A 26050-nucleotide genomic window follows, 5' to 3' on the forward strand; every position below is an offset into this window, starting at 1 on the left:
CTGAGGCATTCGAGCTTAAAAATACTATAAATTATTTTACCTGAGCAGTTTGAGTTGGCTTAGCGCTTTTAACATATTTGTTAAGCCACTCGTTTTGTTCCCAAAGTTTGTGAAGCAGGTTTTCGCGACCGCGGTAGCCATGGGCCTCGTAAGGTAAAAATACAAAACGTACGGTGCCGCCAAAACCTTTAACGGCAGCAAACAAACGTTCGCTGTTGATAGGGTAGGTGCCGGTATTGTCGTCGGCATCACCATGGATTAAAAGCAATGGCGTTTTAATCTGGTTAGCAAAACTAAACGGACTCATATCATAATACAGTTTTGGGTCATCCCAGTAAGTGCGCTCCTCATTTTGGAAGCCAAATGGTGTTAGCGTACGGTTATAAGCACCGCTTTCGGCCAGTCCGGCCTTAAAAAGTTTGGTGTGTGCCAATAAGTTGGCCGTCATAAACGCTCCGTAGCTATGGCCGCCAACTGCTACGCGGTTGCGGTCGCCCACACCTAAATCAGCCAGTTTATTGATGGCAGCGGTAGCGTTCATGGTTAGTTGCTCCACGAAGGTATCATTTGGCTTTTTACCATCGCGGGCAACAATCGGCATCGAGGCATTATCCAGTACGGCATATCCCTGCGTTACAAAGAATATCGGGCCACCCGGATTGATGGTAATAAAGCGGTCTTTAGAACCTCTAATTTGCGCAGCATCATCGGCCGAATTGAACTCGGCGGGGTAAGCCCAGATGAGCACTGGCAGCGGACCGTCTTTTTCTTTGTTATAACCTTTCGGCAAATACAAATCGCCGGTCATGTCTACGCCGTCCGAACGTTTGTATTGTATTTTTTGCTTGGTCACGCCCTGTATTTGCGGGTATGGGTTGGTAAACGATGTGATTTTCTGGTCTGCCATGCGCAGCATCAGGTTTTTGATGTAGTAGTTAGGCACATCAGTCTGCGTTTCGCGGCGGGTAACTAAAACCAGTTTGGCCGGATCAATCACATCTGTCACATACTCGTACTGGCCTTCGTTACAGCGCCAGATAATGTCGTTCTTTTTAGTGCTTAAATCAAATTTGGCCAAAAAAGGTAAATCGCCTTTTGCCGATGAGCCGGTGATATTATTCATCAGCAGTTTTGAGCCATTGTCAACTGTGATGATTACGTCTCGGCCATATTTGTTTTTGTCGGTAACAGGTTCGCCGGGGTTGCCGTATACGTCGGTTTGATTACGGTCCCACAGTTTTTCGAGTTTGCCGGTGCCTGGGTCAAAGCGGCTTACCCGTGTGCTTTGTTTGGAGCGTAAGCCCTCGTAAACTAACGCCAGATTAGCATTGCCCCACTGCACGTTGCGAAACCGTTGCTCGGTTTTAAATAACTCTTTAGGTTCGGCGGTAAACGGCGCACTTAATGCGTAAACAGCATCGTGAAAGTCTACCTTTTTACGAATCAATCCGCTATCTAAAGGCATGGCCCAGGTAAGGGTGGCCGGTTCGTCGTCGCGCCAATCAAAGCTGCGCGGTACATTTTGCATGTTGTCGTAACCCGACGGTCTTACTTCGCCCGAAGGCAGGTTGGCTACCGTTTTAAGCACTTTACCGCTCAAATCGGTTACTGTAACTGTTGATGGAAAGCCGGCCGCTGTAACCAGGTAGGAGAAAGGCTTGTGGAGGGTGCGCGCCAACATATATTTTTTGTCGGGCGATAGAGCGGTTGAGGCATAGATAGCCGGTTTACCTACCGGAGTTTCTACTCCGTTTTTGTTAAGTACTAATTGCGAAGTGCCGTAAAATTCAAATAGCTTTTCATCATACGGTGTTTTAATTAAATCTTGGTAGGTAACGCTCGGGGCCGATTTGCCCAGGTTTTGCTGCACCACCGGACCAGTAGGCGAAAGCGGTTTTGCAGGCGCCATGGCAGCCGGTTTAACAATCACTTTGTATAACAGTGTGCTATTATCAACCCAGGTAGCGCCGCCACCCATTACGTTGTTGAGTGGCAGTTTGTTTATTTTAGTGGCTTTTTGTGTAGCGACATTGATAACGTACAAATCAACTCCTTTTGCATTAGTTTGTAGCACTGCTAGTTTAGATTGGTCGGGGCTCCATGATGCACCACCAACGTTTAACCCCGACGGTAAACCTGTAATGGTATAGGTTTTTCCGGTTTTGACGTTTTTAAGGCTCAACCCGCTAAATGAGATAACCTGCCGGCTGGGCGCAAAATTATTAGGGTTAATACGCATCCCTGCAATACGCATCTCGGGACGGGCCAACTCTTCTACCGATGGCAAAGCGTTGCGTTCGCTTAGTAACATCCATTCGCCCTTTCCGTCAATATTTACGGAGGGGGTAGGTTTAGCCAGGAGCAGGTCGGTCATAGCCTGGGGTGGCTTTTGGTACACCACTGCGTCTTGGGCATTTGCCCATAAGCCAGTGGTGATGAACAAAGCGCACAAAAACGTTTTTTTCATACAGATTTTGGTTAAATGAAAGTTTGCTGGTCTGAATTTAACTAAATCAGAAACAAAGCCATTTATTAAGGCCTTATGCATCGTGTTTTTTACACAAATTGAAGTTTGCGCGGCAAATAAATTGCTTAGAGTTGCGTTAAGCGGGCCAGGTATTGAGCAAATTCGTCTTCGTATAAAATCTCTACCTCAAAGCCTGCCAGTGTAGCCACGTCATTCAGGGTATTCATATCTACGTATAACCAGTTAAACCAGTCGGTTTTTTGTTCTTTATACTCGTACTGGTAGGCAATTTGGCCATAGTAACCGCTTTCTGGCAGTTTGCCTTCGTAAAGGTAGGCTACATCCGACGAGTCAAACAGTATTTGTCCGCCTACGGCAAGCAGGGTTTTAAAGTGCTGCAAAAGTTTGGTCAGTCCGGCCAAATCGCCGGCCAGGCCAATGCCGTTCATCAGTAAAAGCAAAGTGTCAAAACGTTGGCCGGTAAACGTAAATACGTCGGCTGTTAAAGCCTCCTTTACGCCGCGTTGCCGCATCACCTCCACGGCAAGCGGAGAAATATCCAGCGCTGTTACCTCGTATCCACGCTCTTGTAGCTCGATTGCATGACTACCGGCGCCAGCGCCAATATCCAGTACTTTACCGCGGCACTCGTTCAGGGCCGACCATTCCAGGTCGGGCATGTCTTCTTCGGCCCTAAAATAAGCTTCGACAGGCATAGGCTCTTTAGGGCCATAGCGGTTATGTATCCATAATTTGCCGGGCATTTGTTGTTTATGGTAATCGCTAATGGCTTGGCCAAGGACGTCTTTCATACAGCAAAGGTAAGGTTAACCGGCATTTTTTAATGGTTGCAACATTTAAGCCTGCCGGCAAAAACCGATTAACTATATTTACGCCTCTTATATATGCCAGCCACCACCAATTTATTGTTGCCGATAACTATCATCTTAACAGGGGTGGTGTTAAGCATCGTTTTTAAAAAGTTAACCATCTCGGCAGCAATAACGGGCGGCCTTTGTGCTATACTACTTACCCTAAGCGCCGGCTATACCGGACTTATACTTTTAACTGTCTTTTTTTTATTAGGTACACTGGCAACGGCATGGGAAAAGGAAAAGAAACAACGATTAAAAGCAGCCGAAGCCGACGGCGGGCAACGCAAGGCCGGACAGGTGCTGGCCAACGCCGGAGTTGCCGCCATTGCGGGGGCAATGGCTTTAATTTTTCCGCCACTTATAGATAGTTGCAGGCTGATGATCGGTGCCGGCTTTGCAGCGGCCACAGCTGATACGTTGTCATCTGAACTGGGGATGGTTTATGGCCGCCGGTTTTTTAATATCAGCACGTTTAAAGCGGATCAGGCCGGGTTGGATGGGGTTGTAAGTGTAGAAGGGACGCTGATCGGCTTTGTCGGAAGCATAGTAATTGCGAGTATTTATGCAGCAGGCTTTGGGTTTAACAGTCAATTTTTTATCCTGTTGGCTGCCGGTACATTGGGTAATTTGACCGACTCGGTATTGGGTGCAGTTTTAGAACGAAAAGGAGTGTTGCAAAACAATGCGGTTAATTTTTTAAATACCCTGGCTGCAGCGGGATTTGCATTATTACTTAAGATATTGCTCAGATAAAAATATGTTTAAACAAAATAAGCGACGCTTTAGACGCCGCTTATCTGATACCGAAAATTCTGATTTATTTATGGCTGACCGCCACCACCGGCTGCACCATAAACTTGTCCGGTTGCATAGCTGGCATCGCTGGCAGCTAACTGAACATAAATAGAGGCCAGCTCAACAGGTTGCCCCGGACGACCCAGCGGTGTCTGGCCACCAAAGCTTTTTAGTTTTTCCTGGGTAGCACCACCGCTTACCTGCAATGGTGTCCAGATTGGACCAGGTGCTACACCATTTACCCTGATGCCTTTGGGACCCAATTGCTTAGCCAATGATTTTACAAAGTTCATGGTTGCAGCTTTGGTTTGCGCATAGTCATACAAATCTGGTGATGGATCATAGGCCTGCTCGGATGTAGTACCAATAATGGCCGAACCTGGTTTTAAATGTGGTAATGCTGCTTTAATAATCCAGAATGGGGCGTAAATATTGGTTTTCATGGTAGCATCAAAATCCTCGCTGCTCACATCTAAAATAGATTGACGTGATTGCTGACGCGCAGCATTGCTTACCACAATGTCTAATCCGCCTAATCCGTTAACAGTTTCAGATACCAAACGCTGACAGAACGCCTCCGTACGTAAATCGCCCGGAATGGCTACCGCTTTGCGTCCGGCAGCCTTAATCAGGGCCACCACTTCTTTAGCATCTGCCTCTTCGGCAGGTAAGTAATTAATAGCTACGTCGGCGCCTTCGCGAGCGTAAGCAATAGCCGCAGCACGGCCCATGCCTGAGTCGCCACCGGTAATCAAGGCTTTGCGTCCGGCCAAACGGCCTGAGCCCTTATAACTGGTTTCTCCATGATCAGGTTTTGGATCCATCTGCCCTGCCAGGCCCGGCCACGGTTGCGATTGACCTCTAAAGGGCGGCTTAGGATATTTGCTGGTCGGGTCCTGCAGAGCCGGACCGGCAATGCCACCTGCATTAGTTTCGCCAACTTCGGCTGCAAAAACGGGCGCAATGGCTGTAGCTGCTAATCCGGCGCCTAAACCGCCAATTAGTATGCGCCTGTTTTGTTTATCTTTTTCGTTCATTTTAGTTAAGTTCTTTAATAATTATTAAAATAACTTTATGAATCCTAATTGGTTTTTAATGATTTATGTTTTTCACAACCGCTGTGTTTAGTTTATTTGATTGTAAAGAAAACAGTTCTAACTCAAATAAAAAGGCCGCTCAAGAGTTTCTCGAGCGGTCTTACAAATTAAAATATAAGATATGTTATTTACCTGCTGCCGGCACCACTTTGCTTAAGTCTACAACGCTGTTTAAGTAAACTTCAATGTTAGTGTAACCATTGCCGTTTTTGGCAGGTTTTGTGGCATCAGCAGCGCTGCGTGGGTTTAAGCCATGCTGTGTTTCGTAAGCATCGGGCATACCATCGTTATCGCTGTCTTTGTACGGTGTGCCTTTATAATCAGGGTAACCACCTACCTGTGCCGGATCGGTAATGATGCCCTGTTTATACGAATCGTCCGGTAAGCGGTGTTTGATGTACTCCTTACCTTTGCTATTGGTGGTGCCTTCCAAAAAGATAATCTTTCCGGTCTTAACCACTTTTACAATTCGGCTGTCCACAGCGTCACGCTTAGGCAAATTTGCGCCTACATTTTCTAATACGTAAGCGTAGGCATCATTAGCCGATAAGGTTTTAACTTTAGCCATAGGGAAGGGTTTGTTAGAACGGATGCTGTCGGTATAGCGACCGGCATCGGCCATCTCGCCAATTTGTATACCGCCGTCCCAGTTGTTCTTGGTAACGCGTTCGTTGCCTTCCATAATGTTACCATTGGCATACACCCTGCCAAATAACGCAGATTTATCTTTGGCACGACCAGATTCGGGTTTTAAAATACGGTGACCGATGGGTTTATCTAACGGCGTAATTGGCCCTGGTTTGTAATAGTTATTAATAAAGTTAAATAACGAATTGTTGTCGCCGCCATCAGCGCTGCGGTTCCACCAGTTAAACACTACGTTGTTCACAAAGCCAAAATCGCCATACATGCCAATAGAAGGGTTGCGGGCAATATTATTGGCCCACAGGTTGCGCATAAACGTACTGTTTAAGCCACCGATAGTACTGCCGAATGCATGATTATAAGTATCTAAAGCCTCTGAAAAAATTGAGTTCTGAATGGTTACATTCACGGTTGGCATCTTTTCTTGTTTAGCGCCGTTACGATCGTAGACATGGCGGTAAATTGACATGTTTTCGTCTAAACCCCAGCTGGCCGACACGTGATCTATGATAATATTACCTACAGGGTTGCCGCCCAAAGCGTCATCCCGGCGGGCCACATCCGTAGCACCACGTCTAAAACGTACGTAACGAATCACAACATCGTGGGTATTAATCCAAACAGATTCGCCAGCTATACAAATACCATCGCCCGGCGCTGTTTGGCCCGCAATGGTGATGTAGGGTGCACGAATAATAACCGGACTTTTTAAACGGATGATACCGGCCACATTAAACACAATAACACGGGCGCCCCCTTGCTCGCAGGCGTCGCGAAAGGAGCCAGGCCCACGGTCGGCCAAACTGGTAACCACAAATACTTTACCACCGCGGCCGCCCGGTGTAAAAGCTCCGCCACCTTCGGCACCCGGAAACGCTACTATTTTAGCCTGTGGCAGATCTGAGGGTTTGGCAGCCCAGGGCACATAGGGTTTGCCTGCTTTTTCATCACGCTGAATGATGGGCAGCGCCTTTTGCCAGGCAGCGTCGGATGAGCGTTGCTCTTGGGCCAGGGCCGAATCGGCAACGGCTTGTACGGCCGGCGGTATCACAGGATACTGCGCATGAGCATATTGATTAGCGCACAAGGCAGCGGCTACTACAAAAAAGCCTGCTAAATTTTTTTTCATCATAAATTAGTTGGAGCATTCAAAATTCAGGTTCCGGCGGTTACGTTGCTGGTAAAGCACACAGGTGCTGGAAATTAAAACATTGGTTTGCATCAAATATCCAAAGCAAATGCATTTTTCTGTTGCAGTATGTTTTCTATTGTTTATATCATATTATCATTAGTATTAAAAATTGGTAAAATTGCAGTGACATTGCAAAGGTGTAAAAAGTTATCTCGTTTTCATTTTACTTCCCGGTCTTAGATGTCGTTACCTGGTTCTATGAAGTGAGCACTATATGCTCAGTTAGCCTGATCAGCCGGCCTGTTTATTAAAAAAACGAAGTGGGATAATTTAATATAATATCAAGCTAATAATGTATAGGTTTGTTAAAGGCAAATTTTATCTCTTTGGTTAACCAACTTAATAAACATTATACAAATTTCTCGTTATTGCACATTAGGGCACCGTTCGGCAAAATGGCCGAACTGAAAATTGCTTAGACGAGTAATCGATACTGTAAGTTCTTTATTGCGTTTTAACGGCACGTTTTACTTGCCGAATAAAACTTAACCTGTTTGTGGCCAAGCGTAATCTGCCTTTTGTTGATGCAAATCCTCAACTCATTTTTATGCTAATTGAAATACATAATTAACCTGTTCCCATGAATAAAAAAATTGACGCACATCAGCATTTCTGGCACTATAATCCGGTTCGAGATAGTTGGATTACTGAAGATATGCAGTCTATCCGGCAGGACTTTCTTCCGGCAGATTTGCTGCCCTCATTAGTGTATAACGGCATTCACGGTTGTGTTGCAGTGCAGGCTGTCCAGTCCGAAGAAGAGAATGATTTTTTGCTGCAGTTGGCCGCCGAGAATAACTTTATAAGAGGAATTGTGGGGTGGGTTGATTTACGGGCAGACGATGTAGAAGACAGGTTGATCTACTACCGGCAGTACAAGAAGATGAAGGGTTTCAGGCACGTATTGCAGGGCGAAGCTCAGCGCGATTTAATGCTTACAGATGCTTTTAAGCACGGGATTGGATTGCTGAGCAAGTATAACTTCACTTATGACATATTGATTTTTCCGGATCAGTTAAAGTATGCGGCGCAACTGGCTGCCGAATATCCAAACCAGTGCTTTGTGTTGGATCATATTGCCAAACCGGATATCAAAAACCAAACGATGGAAGATTGGAAAACTGACATCCGGGAACTGGCAAAATACCAGAACGTAAACTGCAAAGTGTCGGGTATGGTCACTGAGGCCGACTGGCATGCCTGGCAGGAGGAAGATTTTACGCCTTACCTGGATGTAGTGTTTGAAGTCTTTGGTCTTAAACGCGTACTGTTCGGGTCCGACTGGCCGGTTTGTATTGTGGCTGGTGGCTACAATAAGATGCTCGACATCGTCAAAAATTATGTATCAAAATATACTACCCAAGAGCAGGCCATGTTTTGGGGCAATAATGCCATCCGGATTTATCAGTTAGACGATAAATAATTTTATTAGCACGGGCATTTTAGCCTTTAATGATTTAAAAGGTTGGTGAACAGAACAGTTATCAGAATGAAAAATTTAAAGAAGTCAGCTTTGCTGGCAGTAGCATGTTTTAGTTTTTTTAGCTCAAAGGCGCAAAATAAGCCTCTGCTGAGTTTTAATAAATTGCAGAACTACGTTACTGAGTTTAACCGCATTGATACTGAAAAGGTGGTAAATTTTGTACCAAACCAGCAGACGTTCGAGTTTTTATCTAAAAATATACCGCTGTTTGAGTGCCCCGACCCTGTGATAGAGAAAATGTATTATTATCGCTGGTGGACGTTTCGTAAACATCTGAAGCAGACGCCGGACGGCTTTGTTTTTACGGAGTTTATAACACCCATGAACCATGCGGGTAAGTACAACACCATCAGCAGTGCACTGGGCCATCATATTTACGAGGGCCGTTGGCTGCGTAATAAAGATTTTATTGATCAGTATGTCAATTTTTGGTTATTTATAGATCCCAAAACACCCAAGCCGCATTTGCATGCCTTTAGCAGTTGGCTAGACGATGCGGTTTATCATTATTACCTGGTTAACCAGGATAAGGCACTATTACAAAAATGGATGCCGGCGCTGGATGCCGACTATCGCCTTTGGGAAACAGAAAAGCAGCTGCCCACTCAAATTTACTGGCAGTTTGATGTACGCGACGCCATGGAAGAGTCTATCAGCGGTTCGCGCAAACTAAAAAACCGGCGCCCAACTATCAATAGCTACATGTATGGTAATGCCAAAGCCCTCTCTAACATGGCAGCTTTATTAGGCAATGATACGCTGAAAAAAATGTACAGTGCAAAGGCTGTGCAGTTAAAAAAAATTGTTCAGGATAGCTTATGGGATGACCAGGCGGCATTTTTTAAAGTGAAATATCCCGACGGGAAGTTTTGCGATGCCCGCGAAGAGTTAGGCTTCATTCCGTGGTATTTTAACCTGCCCGATGACAAAGCCAAGTATGCCGAACAATGGGAGCAACTTAAAGATGATAAAGGCTTTAACGCCCCCTGGGGGATTACCACTGCCGAAAGGCGTCATCCGTTGTTCCGCACGCATGGCAGCGGGCACGGTTGTGAGTGGGATGGGGCGGTGTGGCCTTTTGCCACCTCGCAAACGCTCACGGGTTTAGCTAACCTGCTTACCAATTACAAAAATAAGGACGGCATGTCGGCTAAAATATTCTATGATGAACTGCACAAATACGCCAACTCGATGCAAAAGCGCGGTCAGCCCTACCTGGGCGAGTACCAGGATGAAAAAACCGGCGAATGGCTGAAAGGCGATAACCCGCGCAGTAGCTATTACAACCACTCTACCTTTTGCGATTTGGTGATTAGTGATTTAATAGGACTAAAGCCGCGTGCCGATAACGTGCTTGAAGTTTACCCGCTGATACCGCAAGGCCAATGGAAATGGTTTTGCCTGGACAATGTATTATACAACGGCCAAAACATATCCATTTTATGGGATGCCGACGGCAGTCGCTACCATAAAGGCAAAGGCTTGCACATTTATGCCAACGGAAAAGAGATTGCAAAATCAGTAGACTTAAAACATATTACGGCAAAGCTGGCAGCTAAGTAGCATAAGCGGGGCAATATATTATAACTTTTAGAAAAAATGTTATAGTGTTAACGGCCTTGCTAACGGTAGTTTTGGCTTTATAAAAACCGGTTAATCATTTTAAACCTCATACCGTATTTGATTTCATAATCACTGCTGCAAGCCTGTTGTGTTTTGCCGTGGTTGCTTTTATTATCAAAACGGTTTAACAATAAAGTATGCCAAAGCAAAATTTAGGTCGGCTCGTGGCGGGCCTTTTAGTTTTATGTTTGCCGGTAACGGCCAATGCAAAAGGTAATCCTCCGGCTAAAAGTGTAAGCGTAGTCATTGCTTCCAACAGTCATAGCCGCATTAAATATGGTGCTTCTCAACTGGTTGCATCGCTTAAAGCTCATGGCTACAATACCACGTTAACCAACCAGTGGCCCGCTACGGCAAAGGGGGCAGTTGTTGCAGTTGGTAAAATCACCGATAAGCTTATTAAATCCGGCTTTCAAAAAGTAAAGTACAGCAGTGCAAAATCGCCGGGTAAAGAGGGCTTTACTATTCAGTCCAGCAAGAACACTTACGTTGTTGCCGGTGCAGATAATTCGGGCGCCTTATATGGTTGCCTGGAATTAAGCGATATCGTCAATCAAAAAAATGTCCTGCCAGCAGACATTCATCAAACCGATAAACCCGAAATGGTGATGCGCGGTGCCTGCGTAGGGGTACAGAAGCCGGAATTGTTACCCGGCCGCGGCACTTATGAGTATCCTTACACGCCCGAAAACTTCCCATGGTTTTATGACAAAGCCTTATGGTTGCGTTACCTCGACTCGCTGGCTGCTAACCGCATGAATTCCCTGTACTTGTGGAATGGTCATCCGTTTTCATCGTTGGTAAAGGTTAAGGAGTATCCCTACGCTTTGGAGGTTGACGAGGCCACATTCAAAAAGAATGAGGAGATTTACCGCTTTTTAGCGCAGGAAGCCGACCGCCGAGGCATTTGGCTGGTGCAGGGTTTCTACAATATCATCATCCCTAAACCATTTGCCGAAAAGCATCACTTGGCTACGCAAGACCGTAACAGGCCCATCGTGCCGTTGATTGCCGACTATACCCGTAAATCCATCGCTGCCTTTGTGGAGAAATACCCCAATGTGGGTTTACTGATTACTCTGGGTGAAGCCATGGAAGGTGTAGGGCAGGACGATGTGGATTGGTTTACCAAAACCATTATTCCGGGCGTAAAAGATGGTTTAAAAGCACTCAATCGTACGGATGAACCGCCAATCGTTTTAAGAGCACACGACAGTGATGCACCGCGCGTGATGAAGGATGCGCAGCCTATCTACCATAACCTATATACCATGGCTAAGTACAATGGTGAGGCTTTAACTACCTACGAGCCGCACGGCCAATGGGCAGACCTGCACCGCACCTTGAGCCGCATTGGTACCGTACAAATCGAAAACGTGCATATCCTTGCTAACCTGGAGCCTTTCAGATACGGTTCGGCAGATTTTATACAAAAATGCGTGCTGGCTATGCACAATGTGTACGAGGCTAACGGCTTGCACTTGTACCCGCAGGCATCTTACTGGGACTGGCCTTATTCGGCAGACAAAGCCGACCAGCGCCTATTGCAGTTAGACCGCGACTGGATCTGGTACAAAGAATGGGCGCGTTACTCCTGGAACTGCCACCGCGACCGCAAAGACGAGATTAATTATTGGGGCAAGCAACTGGCTGCCCGGTATGGCTGTACACTACAGCAGGGCAAGGAGATTTTGGAAGCTTACGAGCAGTCGGGCGAAATATCGCCGCAGATATTACGCCGGGTAGGCATCACCGATGGTAACCGCCAAACCATGACGCTGGGTATGTTGATGAGCCAATTCGTTAATCCCGAAAAATTTGGCCTTTTCAGCTTATTGTATAATTCTGAAGCACCGGTAGGGGAAATTTTAAGCGAGTATACAGCTAAAGAATGGAACAAAGAGCCGCATGTAGGCGAAACGCCGCTGATGGTGGCCGACCGCATTCCGATTTACGGTAAAAAAGCGGTGGAGGCAATTGATAAGGCTACGCGGGGGATCAACCGTAACAAAGCGGAGTTTGACCGCCTGAAAAATGATATGTACTGTTACGATGCCATGGCCAATAGTTATTCGGCCAAAATAAAGGCAGCTATACATATTCTGCGTTACAAGTATTCTAACAACGTTGCTGATTTAGAGAAAGCCGTTCCTGACATGGAGCGCAGCTTGACGTACTATAAAAAGTTAGTTGATTTAACTAAAGACAGTTACCTGTACGCTAACAGCATGCAAACCCGTCAGCGTAAAATACCGGTTAACGGTTTAAACGGCGCCATGAAAACCTGGGTAGAGTTGTACCCGCTTTACGAAAAAGAACTTGCCAACTTTAATAAGAATATCGACTCGCTTAAATCGCCGGCAAATGCATCTAAAAAAGTTGAGAAAAAGGCATTGGCCAATGCGCAGGTAAACATCATTAGTGGGGGCAATGGTGAGTATGCTTTACAAGCCGGTGCGCAACCGTTCAATGATACTGCCGCCGTGGTAAAAAGCGTTGCTGTAGAATTGGTAGGTTTAAAAGGCATAAAGCAGAATAAAGCGCAACAGCTGACCAACGGAACGTCGATAAAATTTAGTAACACACAGCCGGTGAAAGTGCTGGTAGGGTTTTTTAACGAGCGAACTAAACGCTACTCGCCAACGCCGCAGTTAGAAACTGATGCCAGCGCCAACGATTTTGGCCAGGCAGATGTGAAGATATCAAACGCGGTTTTAATACCTGGTATGCCTGCCGTTAACATTCACACCTACAGTTTTAAACCAGGCACCAACACGCTTAACCTGAGCAAAGGCGCCGGACTGATTTTAGGATTTGTAACCGATAACCAGCAAGTTGCGGTTTACGATGCCGGTTTGCTGGCCGACGGAAACATTAAAGATTTACGCTGGCTGTTTAACTAATTAACTATGCCTCCATACAGATATCAATCATTGCGCCTCTCTGCTGGAAAAGTTTTGTTTGCCGCTTTGTTGTTAGGTTCGTTGCTTAAGCCCCAAGCGGTAAACGCCCAGTCGGCCGACCTTAAGCTTTGGTATAACCAGCCGTCGCGTAAATGGACGGATGCATTGCCTATTGGTAACGGGCGTCTGGGTGCCATGATTTATGGTGGTATTGATACCGAACGCATACAATTTAACGAGCAGACTTTGTGGACTGGTCGCCCGCGGGCTTACCAGCGGGAAGGCGCCGTGAAATATCTGCAGCCGATACGCCAGTTGTTATTTGAGGGCAAGCGCAAAGAAGCCGAAGAACTGGCCGAAGCCCATTTTATGGGTTTAAAAAACAACGAAGATACTTACGAAGCCCAAAAAGAAACTTGGTTTAAAAAGATACGCAGCCAGACCGCTGCGAAAGACGTTGCCTATGCCGATAACAACTGGAAAACTGTCGCGTTGCCCACTCAAAAAGGCTGGGAGGTTGTACCGGGTTTCGAGGGCGTAGACGGTGCCGTCTGGTTGCGCACTGTGTTCAATGTACCGGCCGACTGGGCGGGCAAGAATTTGGTGCTAAGCCTGGGCCGCATCCGCGATATGGATTTTACCTACGTTAATGGCGAGCAGGTGGGTAGTACCACTGGTACTGATTATCGTAAATATACCATCCCTGCGCGGCTGCTTCATGCCGGAAGTAATGCTATTGCCATACAGGTTATTAATTACTGGGATAAAGGCGGTTTAACCAGCGAGGGTAAAGAGCTATCGGTGTACCCAGAAGGCGCAACACCGGAAAGCGGCATCAAACTGGCTAAAAGCTGGAAATACTGGATACAGGATTTTAACCCGCCGGCTTTTCCGCGCTACAATGCCGACTACCAGCCTTTTGCCGACGTGTTTTTGCAGTTTGCCAAACAGGGCGCTATAAGCAATTACAAACGCGACTTGGACATCAGCAATGCTACAGCCCACGTAAGCTATACCAGCAACGGTGTCAACTTTGTGCGCGAATATTTTTCGAGCAATCCCGACCAGGTTATTGCCATGCACCTCACGGCAGATAAACCCGGTAACATTACATTCAAGGCTTTGCTAAGCACACTGCACAACAAATATAACATCCGAAAGGTCGATAACCAAACCCTGGCCTTGTCGTTACAAGTGAGCAATGGAGTGCTCACAGGGGTAAGCTATCTTAAAGTGCAAGCTGAAGGCGGTAAGGTAAATGTCTCTACCGATGGCATCTCGGTTACTGGTGCCAACGAGGCTACGCTTTATCTGACAGCAGCTACCAGCTTTAAAAATTATCACGACGTCTCCGGTAATCCTGATGCGCTTTGCAAAACGGCTATTCAAAACTTAGGCAACAAAACTTATCAGGGAATCAGAGCAGTTCATGTGGCCGATTACCAAAAGCTATTTAATACTTTTTCCGTAAACTTTGGAGCCGGCAAAAACGCCGCGCTGCCTACCGACCAACGTATACTGAAATATAACAGCACGGATGATGCAGCCTTGGTGGCGTTGTTTATGCAATACGGGCGATATCTGCTAATCTCATCTTCACGGCCTGGTACTAGTCCGGCTAACTTACAGGGTATTTGGAATGATTTGCTGACGCCGCCCTGGGGTAGTAAATTTACCACCAACGTTAACCTCGAAATGAATTACTGGCCATCTGAGGTGCTTAATCTTTCGGCTTGCAGCGAACCGCTGTACAATATGATAGACGACCTGGTGAAGAACGGTGAGCTTACCGCTAAAGCCCACTATGGCGCTCCGGGTTGGGTGCTGCATCATAATACTGACTTATGGCGGGGCACGGCACCAGTCAATGCATCTAACCATGGTATTTGGGTAACTGGCGCCGCCTGGCTTTCTCAACAATTATGGGAGCATTACGAGTTTTCGCAGGATAAGACTTTTTTGAAAAGCAGGGCATACCCAATAATGAAAGGTGCAGCCGAGTTTTTCAACAGTTTTTTAATTAAAGACCCTAAAACAGGTTACCTAATTAGCACGCCGTCCAACTCGCCAGAGCACGGCGGACTCGTAGCTGGTCCAACCATGGATCACCAGATTATTCGCGAGCTATTTAAAAATTGCATTGCTGCTTCAAAAATACTGGGCGAAGATGCCGCCTTCCGGCAAGTGCTTCAAACTAAATATGCGCAGATTGCGCCCAATAAGATTGGCCGTGCCGGCCAATTACAGGAATGGATGCAGGATGTAGATGACACCACCGATACCCACAGGCATGTATCGCATATGTGGGGCATTTATCCGGGTACTGACATTACACCCAAGGATACGGCATTGATGCAGGCTGCCAAAAAATCGATGTATTACCGTGGCGATGACGGTACCGGTTGGAGCATTGCCTGGAAAATTAATATTTGGGCGCGCATGCTGGATGGCAATCATGCTTACCTAATGCTAACCAAACTTTTGTCGCCGGCAGATGCGGTACCTAACCACGAAAAAGGTGGCGTATATCATAACCTTTTCGATGCACATCCGCCGTTTCAGATTGATGGTAATTTTGGCGGAGCGGCCGGCGTTGCCGAAATGCTGATACAAAGTCAGGGCAAAGACATTGATTTATTACCAGCGTTGCCATCGGCATTACCCAACGGCGACGTTAGAGGTATCTGTGCCCGTGGCGGTTTCACTTTGGACATTAAATGGCAAAACGGACAATTGCAGCAAGTAAAAGTGACCTCAACCGCAGGTGACCAATGTGTTTTGAAATATAAAGACAAGGTTGTGAATTTCCCGACGCAAAAAGGCAAAGCGTATACTTTTAATGCTCAACTAAGGCAGCTATAACAAATCAGCATGAACGTTACTTACCGGTTTAAACCTGTTTCAGGCTTTTTTATTTTGACGCTTTTGCAGACTATGCTGATGCTTTCAGCAACTATCGGCTTTGCACAAATCCGTCAGGATGTTTTACTCAATAACGGTTGGCACTCCATAGCGCATGACCAGCCAAATCAGTACACCGGTTTTGAGCAGCCTGCCTACAACGATAACAGCTGGAAGAATGTTACTGTCCCGCATAATTGGGATATTTACGAAGGGTACCGCCGTTTGAAACATGGCAACCGCCATGGGTATGCCTGGTACCGCAAAATGTTTACTGCCAAACCATTGCCAGCCGGGCAGCGCTATTTTTTATGGTTCGAAGGGGTGAGCTCATATGCTACGGTTTGGTTAAACGGTAAAAAAGTAGGCTATCATGCCGGTGGTCGCACTTCTTTTACTTTGGATGTTACTGATGCCGTTCGTACTAACAAAGCAAATGTGCTGGCCGTTCGGGCCGACCATCCGGCCAACATTCAGGATTTACCCTGGGTTTGCGGAGGTTGTTCTGACGAGGTGGGTTTCTCGGAAGGTTCGCAGCCGATGGGGATTTTCAGGCCCGTCCATTTAATGGCTGTCAGCCAAGTAAGGGTAGAGCCATTCGGTGTTCATCTATGGAATGACACGACGGTCTCTGAGAAATCAGCTAACATTAACCTGGAAACAGAAATTAAAAATTACAGCAGTAAGGCCGCGAATATCGTTGTAGAAAGTAAACTGTTGGATGCGCAGGGTAAAACAATAGTCAGTGCTACCGCCAGCAGACAGCTCGGCCAAGCAACAACGGCGACCATACCTCAAAAATTTAATTTACTTGGTTCGGTACATTTATGGTCATTACAAAACCCTTATCTGTACCGCTTGCAAACGCGTATTTTTCAAAACGGTAAAGCTATTGATGAAATAAATACGCCGTACGGCATTCGTTGGATAAAATGGCCGCTTACTTCCAAAAACGGTGATGGTCGTTTTTATTTGAACGGTAAGCCGGTTTTCATCAATGGCATCGGCGAATATGAACACTTAATGGGCCGCAGTCATGCCTTTACCAGTCAGGAAATTAAGGCACGGGTAATGCAGGTACGTGCTGCTGGCTTTAATGCTTTCCGGGATGCTCACCAGCCTCATAATTTAGAATATCAGCAATACTGGGATAAGTTGGGGTTATTGTGGTGGCCTCAGTTTTCGGCACATATCTGGTATAACACACCGCAGTTCAGAGAAAATTATAAAAAGCTTATTGTCGAATGGATTAAGGAACGGCGCAACAGTCCGTCGGTAACGATGTGGGGTTTAGAAAACGAAAGTAAACTGCCGGAAGATTTTGCCCGCGAATGCACGGAGTTAATCAGAAAGCTCGACCCAACGGCTTCTATCCAGCGGCCGGTAACTACCTGTAATGGTGGTAAAGGTACCGACTGGGACGTACCACAAAACTGGACCGGCACGTATGGTGGCAACCCTTTGACCTACGCCGATGATTTAAAAAAACAAATACTGGTAGGCGAATATGGTGCCTGGCGTAGCCTCGAGCTGCATACGGAAGGCCCCTTTGTAGCCAACGGCCCCGTGAGCGAAGACCGCATGACGCAACTGATGGAAACCAAAGTGCGGTTAGCCGAAGCTGCTAAAAACAAAGTGGCCGGACAATATCACTGGTTGCTGTACTCGCACGAAAACCCGGGCCGTATACAAGGCGGCGAGGGTTACCGCGAGTTAGACCGCGTAGGCCCCATCAACTACAAAGGTTTATTTACACCCTGGGGGCAACCGCTGGATGTGTTTTATATGTTTAGGGCCAACTATGCCGACAAGCACCGGGAGCCGATGGCATACATCGTATCGCATACTTGGCCAAACCGCTGGGTATCGCCGGGGGTAAAGGATAGCATTACCGTTTATTCCAATTGCGATGAGGTGGAGTTATTCAACGATGTAAAGTCGGCTTCATTAGGTCGCCAGAAAAGTAGAGGGATAGGCACGCATTTTCAGTGGGATAAGGTCGATATTAAATATAACGTACTGTATGCCGTAGGTTATGTAAATGGTAAGCCGGTGGCGCAGGATTATATTGTTTTAAATAACCTGCCTCAATCGCCAAATTATCAGCAATTATTTAGCAACCAGCGCGACCTGTTCAAACCGGCTACCGGTCAAAAATACCTTTATCGGGTTAATTGCGGCGGACCGGAATACACCGATTCGCATGGCAACGTATGGCGGGCAGATGTGCATCGAACTAAATCCAATAGCTGGGGTTCAACATCATGGACCGACGATTACAAGGGCATTCCGGCGTTTTTCGCGAGTCAGCAACGTACGTTTGATGCAGTGTGTAATACCTCCGATGGCAAGCTGTTGCAAACCTACCGATACGGGATAGAAAAGCTGCAGTACCATTTCCCGGTTGCTGATGGTACTTACCAAATTGAGCTGTATTTTAATGAGCCATGGTATGGCACCGGGGGCGGCATGGATTGCAGCGGCTGGCGGCAATTTGACGTAGCGATTAATGGCAAAACTTTCATTTCGAGACTTGACATTTGGAAAGAAGCGGGTTACAACATCGGGCTTAAAAAAGTAATTACCGCAACTGTAAAGGGCGGTAGTTTAAATATTTCCTTCCCGGAGGTTTATTCGGGCCAGGCCATCGTTTCGGCTATTGCCATTAGTTCATCTAAAGGCAATTCAATCGTAGCGCCATCATCGTCAGGTATTATCAATAATATCACCGCTTCTAAGACAGTCAAAGCTAAGACTTGGTTGGATATTGGCGATCAGGCTTACGCTGATGATAGTAAAACCACTTTTAATAAGTTGCCATCATCTTTATACGGAGCGGAATGGATTCAAACAGCTAATGATCCCAAAAGCACAGGTGCAAGTCAGTTTAACATGGCACAAGATGGTGACGTGTATATTGCCATGGATGCGTCCGCCGCGGAAAGACCCAACTGGCTAAAAGATTTTGAAGTGACCGGTTTGAGCTTACAGCTAAGTGCACAAGCCGGGCACGATATGCCGCTTTACCGTAAGCGTTATAGGCAAGGGGAGCAGGTAAGTTTGAAAGAAAACAAAGGTTCCCTGATGTATCTTGCAATCGTATTACCAGCTAACACGCTTGAACCTGCCACCGATTTAAGAAAGACGGTTACTTACAAGGCCGATGATGCTTTGGCACAAGGTGGCGCTAAAACAGATACCCTAAGCGGGCGTAAAGTTATCCATTTCGGTAGCAGTCAGAGTACGGCCGTATTTAGCATTAGCCCAGGCGTGGCCGACTTATATGCCTTGCGCATTAAGTATTACAATTTTACCAGCCAACCTTTTACCGCAAATATGCAACTGCTGGCGGCCGACGGTACGGTGATGAAAACCGAGCAACTGTCGTTCAAACCCGTGCAAAAGGGTAAGTCGGGTACGGTAGCGACAACCACCGGTACCAGTGTTAATGCCGGTAATTACCGTGTTGTAATTACAGCGCCTGCTGCCGAGGGCTTAAGTATAGCCAGTATTGAAATGCAGTAACCAAGACTTTTGTAAACCCATGATGAAGAAGTTTTACCTGTTTCTTATTTTATTGCCCTTACACAGCTTAGCGCAAAGTTTGCAGGTGGGCGCTTTAAAGTGTGAGTATAAACTTAATCCGCAAGGTATAGAAACGCAGTCACCCAAACTGAGCTGGCAGCTGCAGAGCAACAGATTAAACATCAAGCAAACAGCTTATCATATATTGGTAGCCGATAACCTAACTGTGTTACAAAAAAACTCAGGTAACGTTTGGGATTCTAAAAAGGTAAACTCATTCGCATCTATTCAAATTCCTTACCGGGGTAAGCCCTTGCAAAGTGCAAAAACTTATTATTGGAAGGTGATGGTTTGGGACAACCAGCACCATGTAACCGGTTGGAGCCAGCCGCAAACGTGGCAAATGGGTCTTTCAACTGCTCAGGATTGGAAAGGTGCCCAATGGATTGCTTACGAAAAGCTGCCGGACTCTTCGCGAATTGTGCCGCTATTGCACGGACGAGGACCTAAAAAGTTAGGTACCTTAAACGATGTATTGCCACTGATGCGTAAAACCTTTGCCGTCAAAAAGCCGGTTAAAAAGTCAACATTATACATCTGTGGTCTTGGCCATTTTGAATTGAGCATCAATGGCAAAAAAATTAGCGACCACTTTTTAGACCCTGGATGGACAGCTTATGATAAGCAGGCCTTGTATGTTCCTTTTAACGTTACGCAAAATATTCAGCAGGGTAATAACGCTATCGGCGTTATGCTGGGTAACGGCTTTTACTTCATCCCGCGCGACAAGCGTTATCGCAAACTTACCGGTGCTTATGGTTTCCCTAAAATGATATGCCGGTTGGTTACCGAATACGCAGACGGAACGGTTGAAAACGTAGTAAGCGACGAAAGCTGGAAAACATCGCCATCGCCCACCACTTTCACAAGTATTTACGGAGGCGAAGATTACAACGCCAACCTGGAACAAAATGGATGGAACACGACAGGCTTTGATGATAAAGCCTGGAAGAAGGTAGTAACAGTAGACGGTTCGCCGATTTTGAATGCACAACTGGCCGAGCCGCTAAAAATATTCGACCAGTTTGCGACGCAAAAGGTAAGCGATTTGGGCAATAACAAATGGATGTTTGATTTAGGTCAAAATGCCTCGGGCATCCCACAAATTACCTTTAAAGGTAAAAAAGGCGATACGGTTAAAATTATGCCTTCTGAATTGGTAAAAGCTGCTGACGGTTCGGTTAATCAGGGTGGTTCAGGTGGGCCTCATTATTATAGCTACGTATTAAAAGGCGACGGCGAAGAAACGTGGCAGCCACGTTTTACTTATTACGGATTCCGGTATTTACAGGTAGAGGGCGCTGTACCGCTGGGTAAAGATAATAAACAAAGTCTGCCGGTTTTGATAGCTGTTAAAAGGTTGCATACGCGTAACGCAGCCGGAGCAACAGGCAGTTTTTCGTGTGATAACGAGCTTTTCAATAAAACGTACAGCTTAATTGATTGGGCCATTAAAAGCAATATGGCCAGCGTGTTTACTGACTGCCCTCATCGCGAAAAACTGGGCTGGTTGGAAGAGGCACACTTGGTGGGTGGTTCCATGCAGTACATCTACGATATTGCCAATCTAAGCCGTAAGTGCATTAACGATATGCAGGTAGCGCAAACACCGGAAGGTTTGATTCCCGAAATTGCACCAGAGTTTACCCAATTTACAGAGCCATTCCGCGACTCACCCGAGTGGGGGAGTAATGCGGTTATTTTGCCCTGGTATGTATATCAATGGTATGGTGATAAGCAGGTTTTGGCAGATAATTACGCAACGATGCAACGCTACTTAAGCTACCTTGCAGTCAAAGCGGACAAGGGTATTCTTACACAAGGCTTGGGCGATTGGTATGATATCGGCCCGAAAGCGCCGGGCCTTTCTCAAAATACACCCAAAGGCATCACGGCTACGGCTGTTTATTATTATGATTTGCAGATTGCCGAAAAGGTTGCCCGGTTGTTAGGCAAACCCACCGACGCGGCCCGATATCAAAAATTGGCGTCAGAGGTAAAGCAATCATTCAATAACAGCTTTTTCAATCCGCAAACCAAACAGTACGGCACTGGCAGCCAAACGGCTAATGCAATGGCCGTTTTTTGTGGTTTGGTTGAGCCGCAATTTAAAGCTGCAGTTGTGGAAAATATTGTGCAGGATTTACGTAACCGCAACAACAGCTTAACCGCCGGTGATATTGGTTATCGCTATCTGCTGCGCGTGCTGGACGACGAAGGCCGTTCGGACGTAATTTATGCGATGAACAACCGTTCGGACGTACCCGGTTACGGCTACCAGTTGGCTAAAGGCGCCACGGCCCTCACCGAGTCGTGGCAGGCGCTGCCCGGCGTATCAAATAACCACCTGATGCTGGGACATTTAGTGGAGTGGTTTTATACTGGTTTGGCCGGCATCCGTCAAATGCCCAATAGCGTAGCTTTCCGCCATATCGAAATTCGTCCCGAACCGGTGGGCGATATCAATCTTGCCGAAGCCAAAACTGAAACACCTTACGGCACCATCCGCAGTAAGTGGCAGCGCGAAGGGGCAAGGTTTACGTTGGATGTTGAAATACCAGCCAATACCGATGCGGTGGTTTATTTACCCGCAAGCAAAGCAGCAAAATTGTCTGTCAATGGCAAAGCGGTACTTGCTGCAATTAACAACGGTAAAGCGATGCTTAAGGTAGGATCAGGCAAATACCACTTCACGGTAAACTAAATGAATACCTTCAAAATCGATTCCAAAAAATTAGAACTCAACAACGATATTCAGATATAAGCATGAAATATTTCAGGGCAATAAAAAGCCAGTTGCTGGCCGCAGCTTTCATTATTACTGCTACCACTGCATGGGCACAAAACGCTAAAAAAGAGGTTGCGGATGACGTGATGCAGAAAGTTTATGAGGAAGTTAAAACTCCTTACAAATACGGCATGGTGTTAACGCCCGAAGACAACAGCAAGAAAATGGATTGCCCTACGGTGTTCCGTAAAAATAATCAATGGTACATGACCTACCTCATTTTTAATGGCCAGGGTTACGAAACCTGGCTGGCCAACAGTAAAGATTTACTGAACTGGAAACAGTTAGGCCGCATCATGTCTTTTAGCGATTCTACCAATTGGGACAGCAGCCAAAAAGCTGGCTACCCGGCCCTTCAGGATACCAAATGGGGAGGCAGTTACGAGTTGCAAAAGTATCAGAACAAATACTGGATGTCGTACTTTGGCGGGCACGACCGCGGGTATGAAAAAGGTTTGCTTTCCATCAGCATGGCCTTTACCGACAAAGACCCTTCGGTTGCTCACGAATGGCAGCGTTTGGGCAAGCCTGTTTTAATGGCTACCGACCCTAACGTGCAGTGGTGGGATAATCATACCCTGTACAAAGAAACCGTTATTTGGGATAAAGCCAAAAGCCTGGGGCACCCTTTCATCATGTACTATAATGCGAACGGCGACAGCCTGAATAAAAAGCGTGGTGCCGAGCGTATCGGTATGGCTTTTTCTGATGATATGGTAAACTGGAAACGTGCCGAAAAAAATCCCATACTCAACCACAACATTGGCATTACCGGCGACCCTTACCTGCAAAAAATGGGTGATGTATGGGTGATGTTCTACTTTGGTGCTTTCTGGAAAGATAAGGGCGGCGCCTTTAACCGCTTTGCCTGCTCATACGATTTGGCCAACTGGACCGAATGGAAAGGGGAGGACCTGATTCAGTCGTCAGAACCGTATGATAATATGTTTGCCCATAAATCGTGCGTTATTAAATACAAGGGCGTTGTCTATCATTTTTATTGCGCCGTAAACAAAGCCGACCAGCGCGGCATTGCGGTGGCTACTTCAAAAGATATGGGCAAAAGCAAAGTGAGCTTTGTAGCGCCGCCACCACCCAAAGCAAAAAAGAACTAAGTTTGCGGCGCTAAAATGCCGGTTTGCTTATGTGGCAGAGGGTATGGGTTTAAGTTAATTGTTATGCGTTTTAAAGGATATATTATACTTGTTGTTTTTTGTTTATTAGCCGGGGCTGTAAGTGCGCAAAGCATAGGGCGTAAAGTAGAAAGCTTTAACGGCGGCTGGAAGTTTTATTTAGGAGACGAAGCAGCTGCAAAAGAGGAAGTTTACAATGATAACCAGTGGCGACCCTTAAGCTTACCGCACGACTGGAGTATTGAAGGCGCTTTCAGCGAAAAAAATAACACCGGCCAAAACGAGGGTGGTTTGCCTGCCGGTATTGGCTGGTACCGTAAAACCTTCATCGTTCCGGCATCATCGCAAAGCAAAAACGTTTTTATTGATTTTGACGGTGTTTACTGCAATAGCGAGGTGTGGATAAACGGGCATTATTTAGGTAAGCGGCCTAACGGTTATATATCTTTTCAATACGATTTAACGCCTTATCTGCACTTTGGTAGCCAGGCCAATACTATTGCGGTTAAGGTCGACAACTCGGCTCAGCCTAATTCGCGCTGGTATACTGGTTCGGGTATTTACCGTAATGTTTGGTTAACAACAACGGCAAAGTCATACATTCCGCAGTGGGGTACCTTTGTTACCACTCAAGTCAACAACTCTAACGCTATCATACGTATGCAAACGCAGGTAGCGGTACACCAGCCAAACCTGCGGCTCAGGGCCGCGGTTTACGGCCCCAATAAGCAACTTATCAATTCTTTTTCAACAACTATTGAAGGTGCCGACACCTTGCAAAATATAGCGCAAAACATTATCGTCGGTCAGCCGAGGCTGTGGTCTGTAGATCAGCCCAATTTGTATAAAGTGGTATTACAGGTAATGTCGGGTAACACCGTGTTAGATAAATATCAAACCTACATTGGCATCCGCAGCTTTAATTTTGATGCCGCTAAAGGCTTCTCACTTAATGGTGAGGCCATGAAAATAAAAGGCGTTTGTATGCACCACGATTTTGGGGCTTTGGGTGCTGCAGTAAATGTACGTGCCATGGAGCGCCAATTGGAGATATTGCGTGATATGGGCTGCAATGCCATCCGTACATCGCATAACCCGCCCGCACCGGAGTTTTTAGACTTATGCGACCGCATGGGGTTTTTAGTGCTGGATGAAGCCTTTGATATGTGGCGCAAGAAAAAGAATAAGCAAGATTATTATCAATACTTCCTGGAGTGGCATAAACGCGATCTGGAGGATCAGGTAAAGCGCGACCGAAACCACCCATCAGTGATTATGTGGAGCATTGGTAACGAGATACGTGAGCAGTTTGACAGTACCGGCATAACCATTACCCACGAGTTGGTAAACATTGTAAAAAGCCTGGACAAAACCCGCCCGGTTACCTCGGCCCTGAGCGAGTCCGACCCCAAAAAGAATTTTATTTATCAGTCGGGCGCTCTGGATTTGGTAGGGCTTAATTATCATCATGAAAGTTACGCTGACTTTCCGAAAAATTATCCCAACCAAAAGTTTGTAGCTACCGAAACTATGTCGGCTTACGCTACCCGGGGATTTTACGATACGCCGACCGACAGTACCCGACACTGGCCAACCAGCTCAAAAGCTAAATTTACCCAGGGCAACAGCGAATTTGCTATCACGGCTTATGATAATGTTGCCGCTTACTGGGGCTCCACTCACGAAGAAACCTGGAAAGTCATCAAAAAGTATGATTATTTGTCGGGCTTGTTTGTATGGACTGGGTTCGATTATTTAGGAGAGCCTTCCCCGTACCCATGGCCGGCGCGCAGCTCGTATTTCGGCATTGTGGATTTGGCTGGCTTTCCTAAAGACAGTTACTACATGTATCAGAGCGAGTGGACCAGCAAGCCGGTACTGCATCTGTTGCCGCACTGGAACTGGCAGCCGGGTAAAACCATAGATGTTTGGGCATACTACAACAATGCCGACGAGGTTGAACTTTACCTGAACGGCCGCTCATTAGGCATCCAAAAAAAGCAGGGCGATGATTTGCATGTAGTTTGGAAAGTGCCCTTTGAGGCAGGTACGTTAAAAGCTGTTTCGCGGTTGAACGGCAAAATTGTATTAACCAAAGAAGTATCAACCGCAGCAGAGCCCGACCGTATTGAGTTAATTGCCGACCGCAAGCTTTTAAAAAGAGACGGATCTGATTTGTCTTTTATAACCGTTCGCGTGCTCGACAAAAGCGGTAATGTTGTACCCAATGCCGATAACCTGATCAATTTTAACATCAAAGGCAAAGGCACTTTAGCCGGTGTTGATAACGGTTCGCAAAGCAGTATGGAGTCGTTTAAAGAACCACAACGAAAAGCATTTCATGGTTTGTGCCTGGCTATTGTGCAGGCCGGTAAAACGCCGGGAACAATTACTGTAAATGCAACAGCCGATGGCTTAAAGCCAGCAACAATAATTATCAGGGTTAAATACTAATATTATCCCAATTAGGATAAAATAATATAAGACAAGGAAAAAATATCATAAAAGAATTGCCGGCTAAGCTGATAGATTTGTGAAATGCCTTTGACCGTTGAGTTAAAGG

13 protein-coding genes are annotated in these 26050 nt (G+C 46.3%); 9 read left to right on the plus strand and 4 right to left on the minus strand.

Annotated elements, in window-relative coordinates; genetic code table 11:
* Positions 1–31 precede the first annotated feature (31 nt).
* Together AAGR14_RS09540 and AAGR14_RS09545 are read right to left on the minus strand one after the other, a co-directional pair.
* Positions 32–2467 carry a prolyl oligopeptidase family serine peptidase gene (locus AAGR14_RS09540; RefSeq protein ID WP_342648360.1) on the minus strand — a complete coding sequence of 812 codons (2436 nt, stop codon included), beginning with the start codon at positions 2465–2467 and terminating at the stop codon, positions 32–34.
* Between the two features lie 125 nt (positions 2468–2592).
* Entirely contained in the window at positions 2593–3279 is a 687-nt protein-coding gene (locus AAGR14_RS09545; protein WP_342648361.1) for a class I SAM-dependent methyltransferase, read from the minus strand.
* 93 nt (positions 3280–3372) lie between these two features.
* On the opposite strand from AAGR14_RS09545, the gene AAGR14_RS09550 reads away from it, so the two are divergent.
* Entirely contained in the window at positions 3373–4095 is a 723-nt protein-coding gene (locus AAGR14_RS09550; RefSeq protein WP_342648362.1) for a DUF92 domain-containing protein, read from the plus strand.
* Positions 4096–4163: 68 nt separating this feature from the next.
* Here AAGR14_RS09550 and AAGR14_RS09555 read toward each other — a convergent pair whose 3' ends face one another.
* A complete protein-coding gene (locus AAGR14_RS09555) occupies positions 4164–5174 on the minus strand; it encodes an SDR family oxidoreductase (RefSeq protein WP_342648363.1) in 1011 nt (336 codons plus the stop codon).
* A gap of 184 nt (positions 5175–5358) precedes the next feature.
* Positions 5359–7008 carry a polysaccharide lyase gene (locus tag AAGR14_RS09560; protein WP_342648693.1) on the minus strand — a complete coding sequence of 550 codons (1650 nt, stop codon included), beginning with the start codon at positions 7006–7008 and terminating at the stop codon, positions 5359–5361.
* Between the two features lie 643 nt (positions 7009–7651).
* On the opposite strand from AAGR14_RS09560, the gene AAGR14_RS09565 reads away from it, so the two are divergent.
* From AAGR14_RS09565 to galB, 8 genes are all read left to right on the plus strand, one after another.
* Positions 7652–8494 (plus strand): amidohydrolase family protein, encoded by an 843-nt coding sequence (locus AAGR14_RS09565; RefSeq protein WP_342648364.1) that lies wholly within the window; start codon positions 7652–7654, stop codon positions 8492–8494.
* 66 nt (positions 8495–8560) lie between these two features.
* Positions 8561–10117: a glycosyl hydrolase family 65 protein gene (locus AAGR14_RS09570; protein ID WP_342648365.1), complete on the plus strand. Its 1557-nt coding sequence runs from the start codon at positions 8561–8563 to the stop codon at positions 10115–10117.
* Positions 10118–10314: 197 nt separating this feature from the next.
* Positions 10315–13080, plus strand: a complete 2766-nt coding sequence (locus AAGR14_RS09575; RefSeq protein ID WP_342648366.1) for a hypothetical protein — start codon at positions 10315–10317, stop codon at positions 13078–13080.
* Positions 13081–13086: 6 nt separating this feature from the next.
* Positions 13087–15942: a glycoside hydrolase N-terminal domain-containing protein gene (locus AAGR14_RS09580; protein WP_342648367.1), complete on the plus strand. Its 2856-nt coding sequence runs from the start codon at positions 13087–13089 to the stop codon at positions 15940–15942.
* 9 nt (positions 15943–15951) lie between these two features.
* Positions 15952–19506 carry a malectin domain-containing carbohydrate-binding protein gene (locus tag AAGR14_RS09585; RefSeq protein WP_342648368.1) on the plus strand — a complete coding sequence of 1185 codons (3555 nt, stop codon included), beginning with the start codon at positions 15952–15954 and terminating at the stop codon, positions 19504–19506.
* A gap of 19 nt (positions 19507–19525) precedes the next feature.
* Positions 19526–22270 (plus strand): family 78 glycoside hydrolase catalytic domain, encoded by a 2745-nt coding sequence (locus AAGR14_RS09590; RefSeq protein WP_342648369.1) that lies wholly within the window; start codon positions 19526–19528, stop codon positions 22268–22270.
* 62 nt (positions 22271–22332) lie between these two features.
* A complete protein-coding gene (locus tag AAGR14_RS09595; RefSeq protein ID WP_342648370.1) occupies positions 22333–23469 on the plus strand; it encodes a glycosylase in 1137 nt (378 codons plus the stop codon).
* A gap of 63 nt (positions 23470–23532) precedes the next feature.
* Entirely contained in the window at positions 23533–25941 is a 2409-nt protein-coding gene (galB, locus tag AAGR14_RS09600) for a beta-galactosidase GalB (protein ID WP_342648371.1), read from the plus strand.
* The last annotated feature ends 109 nt before the right edge of the window (positions 25942–26050 follow it).

It is taken from the genome of Mucilaginibacter sp. CSA2-8R, from assembly GCF_038806765.1.
Taxonomy (GTDB): domain Bacteria; phylum Bacteroidota; class Bacteroidia; order Sphingobacteriales; family Sphingobacteriaceae; genus Mucilaginibacter.